Source organism: Cellvibrio sp. PSBB023 (genome assembly GCF_002007605.1).
Lineage (GTDB): Bacteria > Pseudomonadota > Gammaproteobacteria > Pseudomonadales > Cellvibrionaceae > Cellvibrio.
Map to the genome: position 1 here is coordinate 320,499 of NZ_CP019799.1, position 14,676 is coordinate 335,174.

The following is a 14,676-nucleotide window of genomic DNA, read 5'->3' on the forward strand; positions in this document are numbered from 1 at the left end:
GACAACTACCTTGCGTATATTGTTGCTGCTAATATCCCACTTATTGTGACGCCTCAGTCATCATAGATGGGCTGTCAATTTTACGCATAAGCTCAACCACTACAAAAATAACCCAACCACTACAGTAACCCGACTATCAAAGGATGAGAGCCGCCAGTGCGTCTGATTCAGATAACCGATTGCCATTTGGGAGCGCAACAGAGCGAATCTCTTTTGGGGCTAAATACTGACCAGAGTCTCGATGACGTTTTGCAGCTGATTCAGACCTCTGAATCCGGTTTTGATCATCTTTTATGCACTGGCGATATCGCCAGTGAAGCACATAAAGATTGTTACCAGCGTTTTGAAACCAGTATCCGTCGCTATTTTTCCCAGCCTTTAAGCTGGTTGCCTGGCAATCATGATTCCGCTGATTTGATGGCGGCAAATCAGGATCACCTGGGTATTCAAAGCCGTTTGGTTATGCTGGGGGATTGGTTGTTGGTGTTATTGGACTCCAGTGTGCCCGGTCAGGTCTATGGGCAGTTAGCGGCCAGCGAATTGGATTTTCTCGCGCACGCGCTGCGCACCCACCGCGACAAACATGTGATTGTTTCCCTGCATCACCAACCCGTTCTGGTGGGCAGCGCATGGATTGACCAATATATAGTGCGCAATGCCGATGCCTTCTTCCAATTGATCGATAGCCACTCACAAGTAAAAATTATCACTTGGGGTCATGTCCATCAGGAGTTTCAGCAGCAGCGCAAAGGCGTTTCCCTGTTGGCAACGCCGTCCACCTGCGTGCAGTTCAAACCCAAGTGCGATACTTTCACAGTAGATACTCAAATGCCCGGGTATCGCTGGTTCGATTTACGCGCCGACGGTCAATTTGATACCGGCGTTGCCCGCGTTACCAACAAGCAATATGTGATTGACTACCGGTCAGCAGGTTATTGATTCCCCATGGCGGCATTGGTCTATATCCATGGTTTTTTGAGTTCCCCCCTTTCCTTCAAAGCGCAGCAAACGGCGCAGTGGCTTGCGCAGCATCATCCTGAGGTTGCCTTTTACTGCCCGCAATTGCCACCTTACCCGCAGCAGACTCAGGCGATACTGGAGGCATTGGTTGAATCCCTGTCACCGGAACCGGTTTATTTGATGGGAAGCTCGCTGGGCGGATTTTGGGCCACGTGGCTTGCAGAAAAGTACAATTTGCGCGCGGTATTAATTAACCCTGCCGTGCGGCCACAGGATTTTATGCCGGCGTATTTAGAGGTTGACCTGAAAAGTTATCACACCGATGATAGCTACCGCTTACACGCGCACCATATTGATGAAATTGTCGCTGTAGATGTAACACCTTCGCGCCTGCAGAATTATTGGCTGCTGGTGCAAACGGGCGATGAAACGCTCGATTACCGTCATGCCGTAGAAAAATATGCTGGCTGCAAACAAACGATAGAAGCGGGCGGTGATCACGCCTTTCAGGGCTTTGAGCGTTTTTTGGCTGACAGCATGACATTTTTTAATCACTCGGCCTTTTTTTAAACCATTCGGTAAAAAGACAACAAGATGGCAAATTATTCCGCAGAAGATATTGAAGTACTCACGGGATTAGACCCGGTAAAAAAACGCCCGGGCATGTATACCGAAACAACACGCCCCAATCACCTGGCACAGGAAATTATCGACAACTCCGTGGATGAGGCCCTGGCTGGGCACGCCAAGACTATTGATGTGATTCTGCATAAAGATCACTCGGTAACCGTGGTGGATGATGGTCGCGGTATGCCGGTGGATATTCACCCGGAGCAAGGCAAACCGGGTGTAGAAGTGATTTTGTGTACGCTCCATGCGGGCGGTAAATTCTCCAACAAAAATTATCAATTTTCCGGCGGCTTGCACGGTGTAGGTGTATCCGTAGTAAACGCCTTGTCGGAAAAATTGATTGTGACGGTAAAACGTGACGGCAATGTTTACCAGATGGGTTTTTCCAATGGCGATAAAGCCAGTGATTTGGAAATTATCGACACTTGCCCTAAGCGTCAAACGGGTACCAGCGTACATTTCCTGCCTAACCCAACTTATTTTGATTCACCTAAATTTTCCGTCACCCGCATGCGTCATGTGCTGCGCGCCAAGGCGGTATTGTGCCCCGGTTTGACGGTGACATTCCTCGATGAATCGACGGGCGAAAAAGATGTTTGGTACTACGAGGATGGTTTAAAAGATTATCTCGCCGGTGCAACACAAGAGTGGCTGACTTTGCCAGACAGTCCATTTGTGGGTGATTTTAGCGGTCAAACTGAAGCCGTGACCTGGGCGGTGCAATGGTTGATGGATGGCGGCGAGTTAGTGCAGGAATCCTACGTCAACTTGATCCCGACGGCGCAGGGCGGAACCCATGTGAATGGATTGCGCACCGGTTTGCTGGACGCGCTGCGCGACTACTGCGAATTCCGCAATTTAATTCCGCGCGGCATTAAACTCGCGCCGGAAGATTTATGGAATGCCTGCTGTTATGTGCTTTCTTACAAACACGCCGACCCACAATTTTCCGGTCAAACCAAAGAGCGTTTAACCTCACGTGAAGCAGCGGCATTTGTCTCCGGTATCGCAAAAGATGCGTTCGCACTCTGGTTAAACCAACACACAGAGGACGGCGACAAGCTCGCGGAATTTTGTATCAGCAATGCGCAAAAGCGCGTGCGTGCCAGTAAAAAAATCGAGCGCAAACGAGTGACCCAAGGCCCGGCGCTGCCCGGTAAATTGGCCGACTGCTCCAGTGGTGATCCGGCGCGCAGCGAATTGTTTTTAGTGGAAGGGGATTCGGCGGGCGGTTCTGCCAAGCAGGCGCGTGATCGCGAATTCCAGGCGATTATGCCGCTGCGCGGAAAAATCCTGAATACCTGGGAAGTAGACTCGGGGGAAATTCTTGCCAGTCAGGAAGTGCACGATATTTCTGTCGCGATTGGCATGGATCCGGGTAGTGAAGATTTAAGCGAGTTGCGCTACCACAAAATTTGTATCCTCGCGGATGCGGACTCGGACGGTTTGCATATCGCGACACTCTTGTGTGCGCTGTTTGTAAAGCACTTTCCGGTATTGGTACGTCGCGGTCATGTATTTGTGGCCATGCCGCCGCTGTACCGTATCGATATTGGCAAAGAAGTGTATTACGCGCTGGATGAAGGCGAAAAAAATGGTGTGCTCAATCGCATCGCAGCGGAAAACAAAAAAGGCAAACCCAATGTGCAGCGCTTTAAGGGCTTGGGTGAAATGAATCCGCTACAGCTGCGAGAAACTACCATGGCGCGCGACACGCGCCGCTTGGTGCAGCTCACGATTGGTGAAGATGACGGCACCATGCAAATCATGGATATGATGCTCGCCAAAAAGCGCGCGGGTGATCGCAAAAGCTGGCTGGAAGAGAAGGGTAATTTGGCCGAAATTGCGGTCTAACTTCTGCTGCTCGCGATCACAAGGCAAATCCTGCGGGGTTTGCCTTTTTTTTTGCGTGTGGAGCACACTGGCGAAATAGGCGGCTGTGTTTTTGCTGGTTGACTCGCAGCTTCTAAAAATAGGTCTAGACTAAATTCTTGTAACACTATCAGTCTTACTCAGGGATCTATTATGAAGAATAAAATACACTTGTTCCTGTTATCCGCAATGACCCTCTCTACCCTTGGCCTGCATGGCTGTGGCGGTGGTAGCGGTACTGAAAAAGCCCCCACGCCCACTGGCCCGGATATTTATGTGGAGGGCACTCACCCGCGTTTTGATCCAGTGATTTCTGATTTGCCCTTTAATACCGACCTGATTTTTGCGGCAGCAGCAACCAGCGATGGCACTGCCAACCTGGGCGCTCCCACAGACCCTGTGCGCGCTACTATGAATCAGTTGGACGGTTTTTCCACGTCGGCATTTTTTGACATTTTGGTGAGTGGTGGGGTGAATCCTGCCAGTGCCGTCGCGGCACAGACTGTGTTCCTGATCGAGTTAACTGCGACTGGCGATGCGTTGAACCCTGCCAATATCACCGGCATTACCGGTCTTGCCAATTTTGATGTGCAAGTGGTATCGCTGGATGGAGGGACTAACAATGCGATCCGTATTCGTCCCACCAAGCCGCTCAAGCCAAAAACCAAGTATTTGGTGGTATTAACCAATGACCTGCGCGATAGCAGTGGTTCGCCACTCACCCGCTCCTGGACCTACAACGCGCTGCGCGACCCGTCCTATACCACGCTTGAAGCCTTGCTACCGGTGCGCAATGCGATTATTGGTTGGGAGACTCTTGCCAGCGGCTTTCTGGCGAACGTCAGTGGTGGCACCTTAACGGCTGCCAGTGCCAAAGAAAAGTTAGTGCTCACTTATACCTTTACCACAACGGATCCCGTATCGCCGCTGGTCGCCATGGCCGCGCCACGGGCGGCTATTGCCGGGCTACAGATTGCCGCAGGTACAGCGCCAACAACAGCGGTAGCAAATGCGGAGGGGTTGGAATCGCTCGGATTATTGCCAACGCCCAAAGCGCGCAGCCTGGGGATTGCCGGTGTCACCGGGATTGATTTCTCTGCCTTCAGCAGCCAATTAGCGGCGAATGTGGGCAAGTTGTATACCGGCTATATCAAGCTGCCGTACTACCAGACAGCCGCGACTGGGTTACCCTTTGGCACTTATCTGACCCGTAGCTGGAAGCCGGATTTAACCCTGGCCGGTGCCTTGGGGCGCACAATACCGATGGATGTGGACGGCAGCTACAACGTCACCTACCGCTACCCCTTTGCGGCCAAAACTGGCGATGAATCTGTGCCTTTACAAGTCACTCTGCCACAAGATAACTGGGTACCTGGTTACGCCGGCGCTGCTAATTGCGGGCAGATTTATGCATCCACCGGCTACCCCACGGTTATTTATGTGCACGGTATTACCAGTGATCGCGCTTCGGTATTGGCCTTGGGTCACACGCTGGCCAGCCGCTGTGTGGCAACCGTGGCGATTGATCTGCCGGTGCATGGTATTCCTGCCAACAGTGCATTGGTGAATGTGCTGAACGTGGAGAAGAGCAAGTCGATTCCTTTTGCAGCGCTTTATGGTGCCAATGCCCCACATGAACGTCATTTCAATGTGGCTGGTGCGGGCGGGGCTCCTGCGCCGATGAATTTTGAGTCTCCCGGTGCAAGCGATGGCTCCGGAGCTCAATTTATCAACCTCGGCTACCTCACCAATACGCGCGATAATAATCGCCAGGCGGTGATGGATTTACTCAACCTCAATGCCAGCCTCGCCAATATCAACACCGAGATGCTCAAATCGGTCAATACCGGTTTGGATTTGAATCGTGTCTATGTGGTGGGGGCTTCTCTGGGCGGCATACTGGGGAGCGTGTTTACTACGGTTAACCAACTGGCCATTGCTGCCGATACCCAAGTGGGTCTGAGTGCCAACCTCAACCCGATTCGCGGGTTAATTACCAGCGGAGCAGGCACACAGGTGGCGCAAGTGCTGGTGAATTCCGCGACCTTTGCGCCGGTGATTAACGGTGGTTTGGCGGCCAGCGGTGTGATGGTGGGCAGCACCAATTACGAGCGTTTCTTGTACACGGCGCAAAGCGCGATGGATGCAGGCGATCCGGTCAATTACATGCAGACCCTTGCACAGTTAGGCGTACCAGTACTGGTACAGCAAATCAATAATGATTTGGTCATTCCCAACAGTGCAGCCAGCGCGCCACTTACCGGTACCCAGGCCATGGCCTCCCTGCTAAACACAACCCAACTGGGGCTGGGTTCTACACAACTCGGGCGCGGTTATGTCAAACACACTGCAGGCGGTCATGCGTCCTTGTTGCGCCCCGAAGGCAATGCCCCACAAGTGACGGCCGAGTTGCAAACCCAGGTGGTTACTTTTGTGTTGAATGACGGCGATGTAACGGTCGGCGGCGGCGCGCCGGGTAATATTGAGTTGCCTGTCGCTAACGATTAATACTGGCCTGATATGTAGCAACAAACCCCGGTTCGCCGGGGTTTTTCGTATTACAGGTGTTTGCAATTTTTGCTATCAATACTGGCGTAATAACTGCTTGTTAATAATAGGCTTGGCCGGTAAATACCTTGTGTTAACTGAGGTTTTTGGGGATTATGCCGCAGCCATTGACCCCTGATTCAGGGTTCGTTATTTAATCGCACAGAGCCGCCAGTATGACCCCACGCAATTATTTATACCTCTTAGAAAAATACGACGAATATCAGGCGCAGATTACGCGTCTGTTGGAGTCGATTGTGACTTCACTGGCGCCGGCCAAAATGGATACCTCCCATGAGCATCTCAATAGGGTGGTGAAGCGGTTGCACGAGTCCTATCCGTTTATGGAGCTGCTCTATTGCATTAACGATAAGGGTGTACAAATTACCGAGTCAGCGGCATCCCCCACAGTGCCTGACCCCAAGCGACGTGAGCCGGGGTTGGGGTCGGATCGCAGCAACCGGGTTTACTATACCCGCGCCCGTGAAAATACCGCTGCCGCCACCGTAACCCAGCCGTATCTGTCCAGTGCAACCCATCAGTTGGCGATTTCTGCGGTGCAGCGTTTTACTGATAACAAGGGTGAAACTTGTTATCTGGTGATCAACTTTAATTTGGAAAAACTGATCACCTTTTTAAATGGCGACAGTTTGCGGCGCATTGTCCATCCCTTCTTTCAAGTGGTGTACGGCATTATCGGTGTGATGTTGGTCATAGTGTCCTCGCTGCTGTTGTACTCGGCGGGCACATCGCTGTTTGACATGGTGTACGAGCATACCAACACCGCAACCCAAGCCTTCCAATCGGTCATTTTGGTCACCCTGGGGTTAGCGATTTTTGACTTGGGGAAAACCATTCTCGAAGAGGAAGTGCTGCTGCACAAAGACATCCACCACACCGGATCTACACGCCGGACCATCAGCCGGTTTATGTCGGCCATTGTGATTGCGGTGTCCATTGAATCGCTGTTATTGATGTTTAAATCCCTGCTGGGCGATGCGACTCATTTGAACTCGGCGGTATTTATGTTGGTCGCGGCGGTCGCACTTCTGGTTGGCTTGGGCGCGTACCTTAAATTGACCAAAGATCAGGAATAGGGGCTGTTGTGAGCACTAAAACCAAAAGTGCGTTTGTCTGCAACGAGTGCGGTGCGGATTATAAAAAATGGCAGGGTCAGTGCACTGAGTGTGGTGCCTGGAACAGTTTGAGTGAAGTGCGTTTGGGGCCAACGCCTACCAATCGCGCCGCTAAATTCGAAGGCTATGCGGGCGGTGCCTCGGGCAACAAAATCCAAACCCTGGCAGAAATTGCCCTCAATGAAGTACCGCGTTTTAGCAGCGGCACCGGTGAGTTTGATCGCGTATTGGGTGGTGGTTTTGTACCGGGTTCGGTGGTGCTTATTGGCGGAAATCCGGGTGCAGGAAAATCCACCTTGCTATTGCAGACATTGTGCAATCTGGCGCGCACTATGCCCGCGCTTTACATCACTGGTGAGGAGTCATTGCAACAAGTCGCTATGCGCGCCCAGCGGTTGGGTTTGCCTACGGATCAGTTGCAAATGCTCAGTGAAACCAGTGTGGAAGCGATTTGCGCCATCGCCCAAAAAGTGACGCCCAAGGTGATGGTGATCGACTCCATCCAAGTCATGCACATGGAGGATATTTCCTCGGCGCCGGGTTCGGTATCGCAAGTGCGTGAAAGCGCGGCGTATCTCACCCGTTTTGCCAAACAAACCGGCACCGTATTAATTCTGGTGGGGCACGTCACCAAAGACGGTTCGCTCGCTGGCCCCAAGGTGCTGGAGCATATGATCGATTGCTCGATCCTGTTGGAAGGCGATAACGACTCGCGTTTCCGCACCTTGCGCGGCAATAAAAACCGTTTTGGCGCCGTGAACGAGCTGGGTGTATTTGCGATGACCGAACAGGGCATGCGCGAGGTCAGCAACCCCTCGGCGATTTTTTTGCAGCGCGCAGAGGATGCCGCCTCCGGCTCGGTGGTCATGGTGATGTGGGAGGGGACACGCCCGCTGCTGATTGAAATTCAGGCTTTGGTGGATGACAGTCACTTGGGGAATCCGCGGCGCGTTGCTGTCGGCATGGATCAAAATCGTCTGGCGATGTTATTGGCGGTATTGCATCGCCACGGCGGCATTATGGTGGGCGATCAGGATGTGTTTGTGAATGTGGTTGGCGGCGTGAAAGTCATGGAAACCAGTGCTGACCTGGCTTTGCTGTTAGCGGTTGTCTCCAGTTTTCGCGACCGGGTGTTGCCGCAGGATCTAATTGTGTTTGGCGAAGTGGGCCTGTCCGGTGAAATTCGCCCGGTGCCCAGTGGCCATGAGCGGCTGCGTGAAGCGGCGAAGCACGGTTTTAAGCGGGCGATAGTGCCCTTTGCCAATGCCCCGCGCGACAAACAATTGGGTATTGAGGTAGTGGCCGTGAAAAACTTGCAGGAGGCCTTGGCCGCGCTCTAGTCGCGGCTACTGGTTTTCAATATGCATCAGTAATTCGTACAGCAGGGTTTTATCGGCTGGTGTATCGGGCTGAAAATCAAACCCCAGCACATGCTCGCGCACATGAACAATGCGGCCATGCAGGTCCAGGCGTTTTTTATCGGATGCCACCAGGTTTACATTGCTCAGGTCGATGTGCACGCGTAGTGCATCGCCCTTTTGCAACAGGTGTTCTTCCAGCAGCGCAATGCGCGCACCGCTTTCAGACAAGTCCAACACATGGGCTTCCCAGGTTTTGGTGGAATATTGCAGTTCGGCATAAGCGCGCAAGGTAAAACGCGGGTAGCGGCGCTTTTCGGCGTTTAAGGGTTCGCTATTGTCGGGTTCGGATGACATTGTGTGTATAGAGTCCGCGCAGGAGTAGTGGTCTGGTGACGAATAAATCAATAATCGCTGATCAGTTCGATAAGTTCGCGCTCGGCGGCAGTTGAGTCACCAAGGTTCAGTTCGATAAGGCGGCGCAGGTGGCTAACGCTATCGATATCAATGGAACTGCAGACCAGTCCGGTCTGGTTGTGGTGTTGGTGGGCGACAGTGACCGACATGGCAATAGTCGTGTTGTCGGACAACAGGATCTTGACCAAAATAGGCGTGTGCGCATCTACCTCTGCAGGCAATTGCTGCTGAAGTAACAGGCCTTTCAGTGAAATATCCAGCAAGCTGGCGCGCCAATGAAACTCACCTTGTGCGAGTTCGACATGGGCATCAAACAGGATACGGCTGAATTTCCGGCGTTCGCTGTCATCGGTGTTGTGTGGTGGGGTGCTCATAAATTAAATCAGTTGCTCATAGATCAGTAATCAAAAGGGGCCCAATAGCCTGCACTTGAGTGTAGTCGTCGCGCGCCAAATCGCCATTCTTTTACTACCGCTAATTGTTAATTAATGTACTTATTTGCTTCGCGCGCGTCGCGCCACCTATAATTTCGCCCTAACGGATAACGGATTGATTTTTATGACAGATTTTCGCGTTGGTATCGATTTGGGCGGCACCAAAACCGAGGTGATATTGCTTAATGGCAAGAGTCAGGAATTGTTTCGTACACGCATTCCCACGGTGCGCGATGATTACCCGGCAACCCTGCGCGATATTGCCAGCCTGGTCGCTCAGGCTGAAGCCGCAGCGGGCCAAAACCATCTGCCCGTCGGCATTGGTATTCCCGGTACGGTGTCGCGCAAAACCGGTTTTGTAAAAAATGCCAATTCCACCTGGCTCAATGGCCAACCCTTCCAACGCGACTTATCGGTATTTTTGCAGCGCGATGTCAAAGTCACTAACGATGCCAATTGCCTCGCCGTATCGGAAGCCACCGACGGTGCCGGTCGCGGTTATGAGATGGTATTTGCCGGTATCCTCGGTACAGGTTGTGGTGCCGGGATCGCCTATAAAGGCGCGCCTTTGGTGGGCCCCAATGGGTTGGCGGGCGAGTGGGGTCACAACCCGCTGCCCTGGACGAGCGAAGCCGAGCTGACCGCGCGTCCCTGTTACTGTGGTAAAGCCGGTTGCATGGAAACATTTTTATCCGGCACCGGTTTGTGTCGCTCTTATCAGCTGGCGACGGGGGAGCAGGTTAAGGGGCATGATATTGTTGAGCGTGCGGCGCAAGGTGAAGCCATCGCCCAAAGGGTATTGGCCAATTATTACGACCAACTGGCGCGCGGTTTGGCGACAGTGATTAACAGCCTCGACCCGGATGTCATTGTGCTCGGCGGCGGCGCTTCCAATATCGCGGCGATTTACACCGCAGTCCCCAAGCTGTTACCCAACTACGTGTTTGGCCGCGAGTGCGATACCCCCATAGTGCAGGCTGTGCACGGTGATTCGAGTGGCGTACGTGGTGCTGCCTGGTTGAATCCAATTGCTTAAGATGCTGCCATTTTTCTTGCTCAAAAAGCCCATCTTCCTTGCGATGGGCTTTTTATTTTTTATCGCGTCGCTGCAAGCCCAAACACCTGCACACACCAACACCGAAACGCCGCTCAAAACCCCACCACAACGCATTGCCTCACTCAATATTTGTATTGATCAATTGCTATGGGAACTGGTGCCCCATGAGCGACTGGTCTCTTTCAGTTATTTGACCGCCAATCCTATGTGGTCGCCTATTGCCGGGAAAGTAAAAGGGATGCCACTCAATCACGGCCTCGCGGAAGAAATTGTGCCGCTGCACCCCGATATTATTTTGGCTGGCGAGTTTGATGCGCATAGCCCTATTGAATTGCTACAAAAGCTCGGGAAACGAGTAGAGCGTTTGCAATTGCCGCGCACACTGGAGGATATTAATCGTCAAATTTTGCAATTGGCAGATATGGTGGGTGCGACGGCAAAAGCAGAGCAGATGGTACAAGAAATCAATGCGCAAATTGCCGAACTGCAAGCGGCTAACCAAGGTAAAACACCGCTCACTGCTTTTTGGTATTCGGCCAATGGTGTAGTCATTGGTGATGGCACACTGGAACACGAATTTATGCAGCTTGCCGGTTTGCGAAATCTTGCCGCAGAACGCGGTATGTTTGGTTTTAACCAGCTTGATCTGGAGTTATTACTTAGCGCTCAACCGCAAATTTTAATTGTGGAGCAGGGGAGTGATGACGCTTATTCACTTGCGCGGGAATATCTTTCACATCCCGCATTGCGGCATGCTGATTTTAAAGTGATTACCTTGCCGGCAGGTTTGTCGGGTTGTGCTGCGACTGTGATCAGCGATGTTGCAACCCAATTGAAAAATTCCCTAGCGAAATAATTTACTTAATAGGTATTAACCCTTGCAGTCCCGAATCTCATTTACAACCTTAATCTGTTTACTGGTGCTGGCTATTACGCTCGCATCAGTCATTGCACTCAATACTGGCCTCGCGGATATTGATGTCATCAACGGCTTGCTGGATTTTTTTAACGGTGAGCAAAGCCTTGCTGCCAACGTGGTGGGCCAAATTCGTCTGCCTCGTTTAATTCTTGCGCTGGTCATTGGTGCTACCTTGGGGATGTCGGGTGCTGCTATGCAGGGGCTATTGCGTAATCCGCTTGCCGATCCAGGTGTATTGGGTGTTTCCAGCGGGGCGGCCTTCGGTGCTATTTGTACGTTGTATTTTGGTGTTGCTGCCAGTGCATGGTATTGGTTGCCTGGCGCCGCTATTGTTGGTGCTTTATTTACTTTATTTATGGTGTATGTGTTGGCTGGTTTGCATAGCAGTATGTTGGCTTTAATTTTGGCGGGTACTGCTATGAGTTCCATTATGATTGCGCTAATAGCCGTAACCTTGAATTTTGCCCCCAGTTTGTACGCTATGCAGGAAATTGTATTTTGGATGTTGGGTTCACTGGCTAATCGCCACTTTGACCATGTCAGCATCGCGCTGCCACTTGCGATTATTAGCTGGTTAATGATGCTCAGTCGCATTCGTTTTCTTGATGCGCTTAGCTTGGGTGAAGATAGCGCTCGCTCGCTCGGTTTTAATAATCATATTGAACGTGGCATTTTGTTACTGGGTATTTCCATCGGTGTAGGTGCATGCGTGGCGGTGAGTGGTGCCATTGGTTTTATTGGTTTGGTTATTCCTCATCTGTTGAGGCCTTTTGTCGGTTATCGTCCAGGGCGGCTAATGGTGGCTAGTGCGTTGGGTGGTGCATTGTTATTGGTACTCGCTGATATTTTGGTGCGTCAATTCGATAGTGCACGCGAATTAAAAATTGGAGTGGTTACTTCATTAATTGGCGCACCATTTTTTCTGTTATTAATTTTAAAAACCCGTTCACGGTGGGCATGATGATGACGACAATTCTCAGTGCCCAGCAGGTTTCATTCGCGCGTGATGGTAACGTCATTCTGGATAAGACGGATCTTGCACTATCAGCAGGCGAAATGGTGGGGCTGATTGGCCCCAACGGCGCGGGTAAAAGTTCGCTCTTGCGCGTCATGGCCGGTTTGCTGCAACCGGATTCCGGCGCAGTAAATTTATCTGTCACCGCTAATGCGGCGGCACAATCGCTTAGCACTTTATCCGGGCCTGTACGCGCACAGGTGATGGCCTATTTGCCTCAGCAGGAAACACCCGCCTGGCCTTTGCAAGTTGAACATTTAGTGGGCCTTGGTCGTGCGCCCTGGCATAAACCCATGAGCGGGAAATCGGCGCGCGATAAGCAGGCTATTGAGCACGCACTTGAAATCACAGAACTGCAATCGCTGCGCCAGCGTATTGTGACTACACTGTCTGGTGGTGAATTACAGCGCACATTGCTAGCGCGGGTATTTGCCGGTGAGCCCCACATTATTTTGGCCGATGAACCCATTGCGGCACTGGATCCTTACCATCAACTGCATGTGATGGAGTTATTGGCCACTCATGCCCAGCAGGGCGGGACGGTGCTTGCCGCACTGCATGATTTGAGCCTTGCGGCGCGATTTTGTTCGCGGTTGATTCTGTTGCATCACGGAAAAATTGTGGCAGACGGTGAACCCATCCAGGTATTAACCACTGAAAACCTGGAGCAGGTCTATGGGATTAGTGCCTATGTGGATTGTCGTGAAGACGGTGTGGTGATTATTCCGCGCAAACGAGTGCTTTAATCGCAATTAAACGGCGCAGGATATTTCCCTATTGATGGAGTACAAGATGAACGCAGGTCTTTTTAAATCCATTGTTAATATCTGGCCGCCGCTGTTTTTTGCAGGAATCAAACTCACCTACCTCGCTGCTGATTACCGGGAAGCGAAAGTGACATTAAAGTTACGCTGGTACAACCGCAATTATGTGGGGGTGCAATACGGCGGCAGCCTGATGTCCATGACTGACCCTTGGTATATGTTGTTGCTAATGCACAATTTAGGTAGCGATTATTTTGTGTGGGACAAACACGCGGAGATAGATTACATCGCCCCCGGCAAAACCCATGTACACGCCCACTTTATCATCACAGATGAGATTCTTGACGATATTCGCACCAAAACCGCCAGTGGCGAAAAATACATTCCCGAATTCACTGTAGATATTGTTGATGAACAGGGCGCGTTAGTTGCCCGTGTTAAGCGTCGTGTCTATATCAAATTAAAACCGCGTGCGCGCACCCACTAATCGGTGGCGCTCCTGATTCTGTATTGGTAATGATTATGCTCAATGTTGCACTCTGTTCTTATGGTATGTCGGGCAAGGTTTTTCATGCACCGCTGATTTCTGCCGAGCGAGGCCTGTACTTGCACACGGTTTTACAGCGCAATGAACCTACCGCACTGGCGGATTACCCGCAGGTAAATATTGTCAAAGATTTTGAAGAAATTATTGTCAATCCGGATATTCACTTGGTGGTGGTAAATACCCCCAATGAATTGCATTACCCCATGACCAAAGCCGCGTTGTTGGCAGGCAAGCATGTGGTGGTCGAAAAACCTTTTACCTTGAGTATGGACGAGGGCAATGAATTAATTGCACTGGCAAAACGCCAGCAAAAAATCCTGTCGGTGTTTCAAAATAAACGCCTTGAAAGCGATCACCTGGACACCAAAAATATCATTGAATCCGGTGCTTTGGGGCGCATTGTCGAAGTGGAATGGCACTATGACCGCTATCGCACCAACATCACCCACAAGAAATGGAAAGAGGACAAATTACCCGGTTCCGGTACTTGGTTTGATTTAGGTATTCACATGGTGGATTCCATGTTGTGTTTATTTGGCAAACCAAACGGTGTTTATGCCGATATGCGCAGCCTGCGTCGCGCAGAAGGCGCTACCGATTACTTCACCAGTATTTTTTATTACGACGATCTGCGTGTGATATTGCGCTCCAGTACCTTTGTCAGTGAAAAAGGCGCAACGGTTTCGCTGCACGGCGACAAAGGGTCATTTTTGAAATTCGGGCAGGATGTGCAAGAAGGGCAGTTAATGCGCGGGATTCTCCCGGGTATGAGCGATTGGGCACAACCCGGTGAAGACAACTATGGTGTGTTACACACTCGCGATCATACCGTCTCCAATATCACCAGCCTGCCCGGTCAACGGGGTTGCTATGAGCAGTACTATAAAAATATTGTCGATGCCATTAGCGGCGCGGCGCCGCTGGTGTTTTTACCAGAGCAATCGCTGTTGGGCGTGGAGCTGCTATTGGCCGGTGAAGAAAGTGCAGCGCAGCAGCGGCTTATTCCCTTGGGTTAATATT

General features: G+C 51.4%; 14 protein-coding genes. 12 read left to right on the forward strand and 2 right to left on the reverse strand.

Annotated features, from left to right (window positions below; all coding sequences use genetic code 11):
- Positions 1 to 156: 156 nt before the first annotated feature.
- The 6 genes from cpdA (at position 157) to radA (ending at position 8,485) form a co-directional block, all read left to right on the forward strand.
- Positions 157 to 939, forward strand: coding sequence for a 3',5'-cyclic-AMP phosphodiesterase (cpdA, locus tag B0D95_RS01490; RefSeq protein ID WP_078042237.1), 783 nt, complete (start codon positions 157 to 159; stop codon positions 937 to 939).
- A gap of 6 nt (positions 940 to 945) precedes the next feature.
- A complete protein-coding gene (locus B0D95_RS01495; protein ID WP_078042239.1) occupies positions 946 to 1,530 on the forward strand; it encodes a YqiA/YcfP family alpha/beta fold hydrolase in 585 nt (194 codons plus the stop codon).
- Between the two features lie 24 nt (positions 1,531 to 1,554).
- Positions 1,555 to 3,444: a DNA topoisomerase IV subunit B gene (parE, locus tag B0D95_RS01500; protein WP_078042241.1), complete on the forward strand. Its 1,890-nt coding sequence runs from the start codon at positions 1,555 to 1,557 to the stop codon at positions 3,442 to 3,444.
- 171 nt (positions 3,445 to 3,615) lie between these two features.
- A complete protein-coding gene (locus B0D95_RS01505; protein ID WP_078042243.1) occupies positions 3,616 to 5,970 on the forward strand; it encodes an Ig-like domain-containing protein in 2,355 nt (784 codons plus the stop codon).
- A 215-nt stretch (positions 5,971 to 6,185) separates the two neighbouring features.
- Positions 6,186 to 7,106 carry a hypothetical protein gene (locus B0D95_RS01510; RefSeq protein WP_078042244.1) on the forward strand — a complete coding sequence of 307 codons (921 nt, stop codon included), beginning with the start codon at positions 6,186 to 6,188 and terminating at the stop codon, positions 7,104 to 7,106.
- An 8-nt stretch (positions 7,107 to 7,114) separates the two neighbouring features.
- Positions 7,115 to 8,485 carry a DNA repair protein RadA gene (gene radA / locus B0D95_RS01515; RefSeq protein WP_078042247.1) on the forward strand — a complete coding sequence of 457 codons (1,371 nt, stop codon included), beginning with the start codon at positions 7,115 to 7,117 and terminating at the stop codon, positions 8,483 to 8,485.
- A gap of 6 nt (positions 8,486 to 8,491) precedes the next feature.
- On the opposite strand, the gene B0D95_RS01520 is transcribed toward radA, so the two are convergent.
- Positions 8,492 to 8,860: a PilZ domain-containing protein gene (locus B0D95_RS01520; RefSeq protein WP_078042249.1), complete on the reverse strand. Its 369-nt coding sequence runs from the start codon at positions 8,858 to 8,860 to the stop codon at positions 8,492 to 8,494.
- 47 nt (positions 8,861 to 8,907) lie between these two features.
- Positions 8,908 to 9,294: a PilZ domain-containing protein gene (locus B0D95_RS01525; protein ID WP_078042250.1), complete on the reverse strand. Its 387-nt coding sequence runs from the start codon at positions 9,292 to 9,294 to the stop codon at positions 8,908 to 8,910.
- Between the two features lie 184 nt (positions 9,295 to 9,478).
- Between B0D95_RS01525 and B0D95_RS01530 the strand changes: the two genes are divergently transcribed.
- From B0D95_RS01530 to B0D95_RS01555, 6 genes are read left to right on the forward strand one after another with little or no spacing between them, the layout of a single operon-like run.
- Positions 9,479 to 10,390 (forward strand): ROK family protein, encoded by a 912-nt coding sequence (locus B0D95_RS01530; RefSeq protein WP_078042251.1) that lies wholly within the window; start codon positions 9,479 to 9,481, stop codon positions 10,388 to 10,390.
- A gap of 1 nt (position 10,391) precedes the next feature.
- Positions 10,392 to 11,267, forward strand: a complete 876-nt coding sequence (locus tag B0D95_RS01535; protein ID WP_078042252.1) for an ABC transporter substrate-binding protein — start codon at positions 10,392 to 10,394, stop codon at positions 11,265 to 11,267.
- A gap of 22 nt (positions 11,268 to 11,289) precedes the next feature.
- The gene (locus B0D95_RS01540; RefSeq protein ID WP_078042254.1) at positions 11,290 to 12,291 is read left to right on the forward strand and encodes an iron ABC transporter permease; all 1,002 of its coding nucleotides are present in this window, start codon (positions 11,290 to 11,292) and stop codon (positions 12,289 to 12,291) included.
- Complete coding sequence (locus B0D95_RS01545; RefSeq protein ID WP_210403669.1) at positions 12,288 to 13,091, forward strand: ABC transporter ATP-binding protein; 804 nt, start codon at positions 12,288 to 12,290, stop codon at positions 13,089 to 13,091. Before B0D95_RS01540 ends, B0D95_RS01545 begins: the two co-directional genes overlap by 4 nt.
- Before the next feature lie 46 nt (positions 13,092 to 13,137).
- Complete coding sequence (locus tag B0D95_RS01550; RefSeq protein ID WP_078042255.1) at positions 13,138 to 13,596, forward strand: DUF4442 domain-containing protein; 459 nt, start codon at positions 13,138 to 13,140, stop codon at positions 13,594 to 13,596.
- Positions 13,597 to 13,631: 35 nt separating this feature from the next.
- Positions 13,632 to 14,672: a Gfo/Idh/MocA family oxidoreductase gene (locus B0D95_RS01555; RefSeq protein WP_078042257.1), complete on the forward strand. Its 1,041-nt coding sequence runs from the start codon at positions 13,632 to 13,634 to the stop codon at positions 14,670 to 14,672.
- The last annotated feature ends 4 nt before the right edge of the window (positions 14,673 to 14,676 follow it).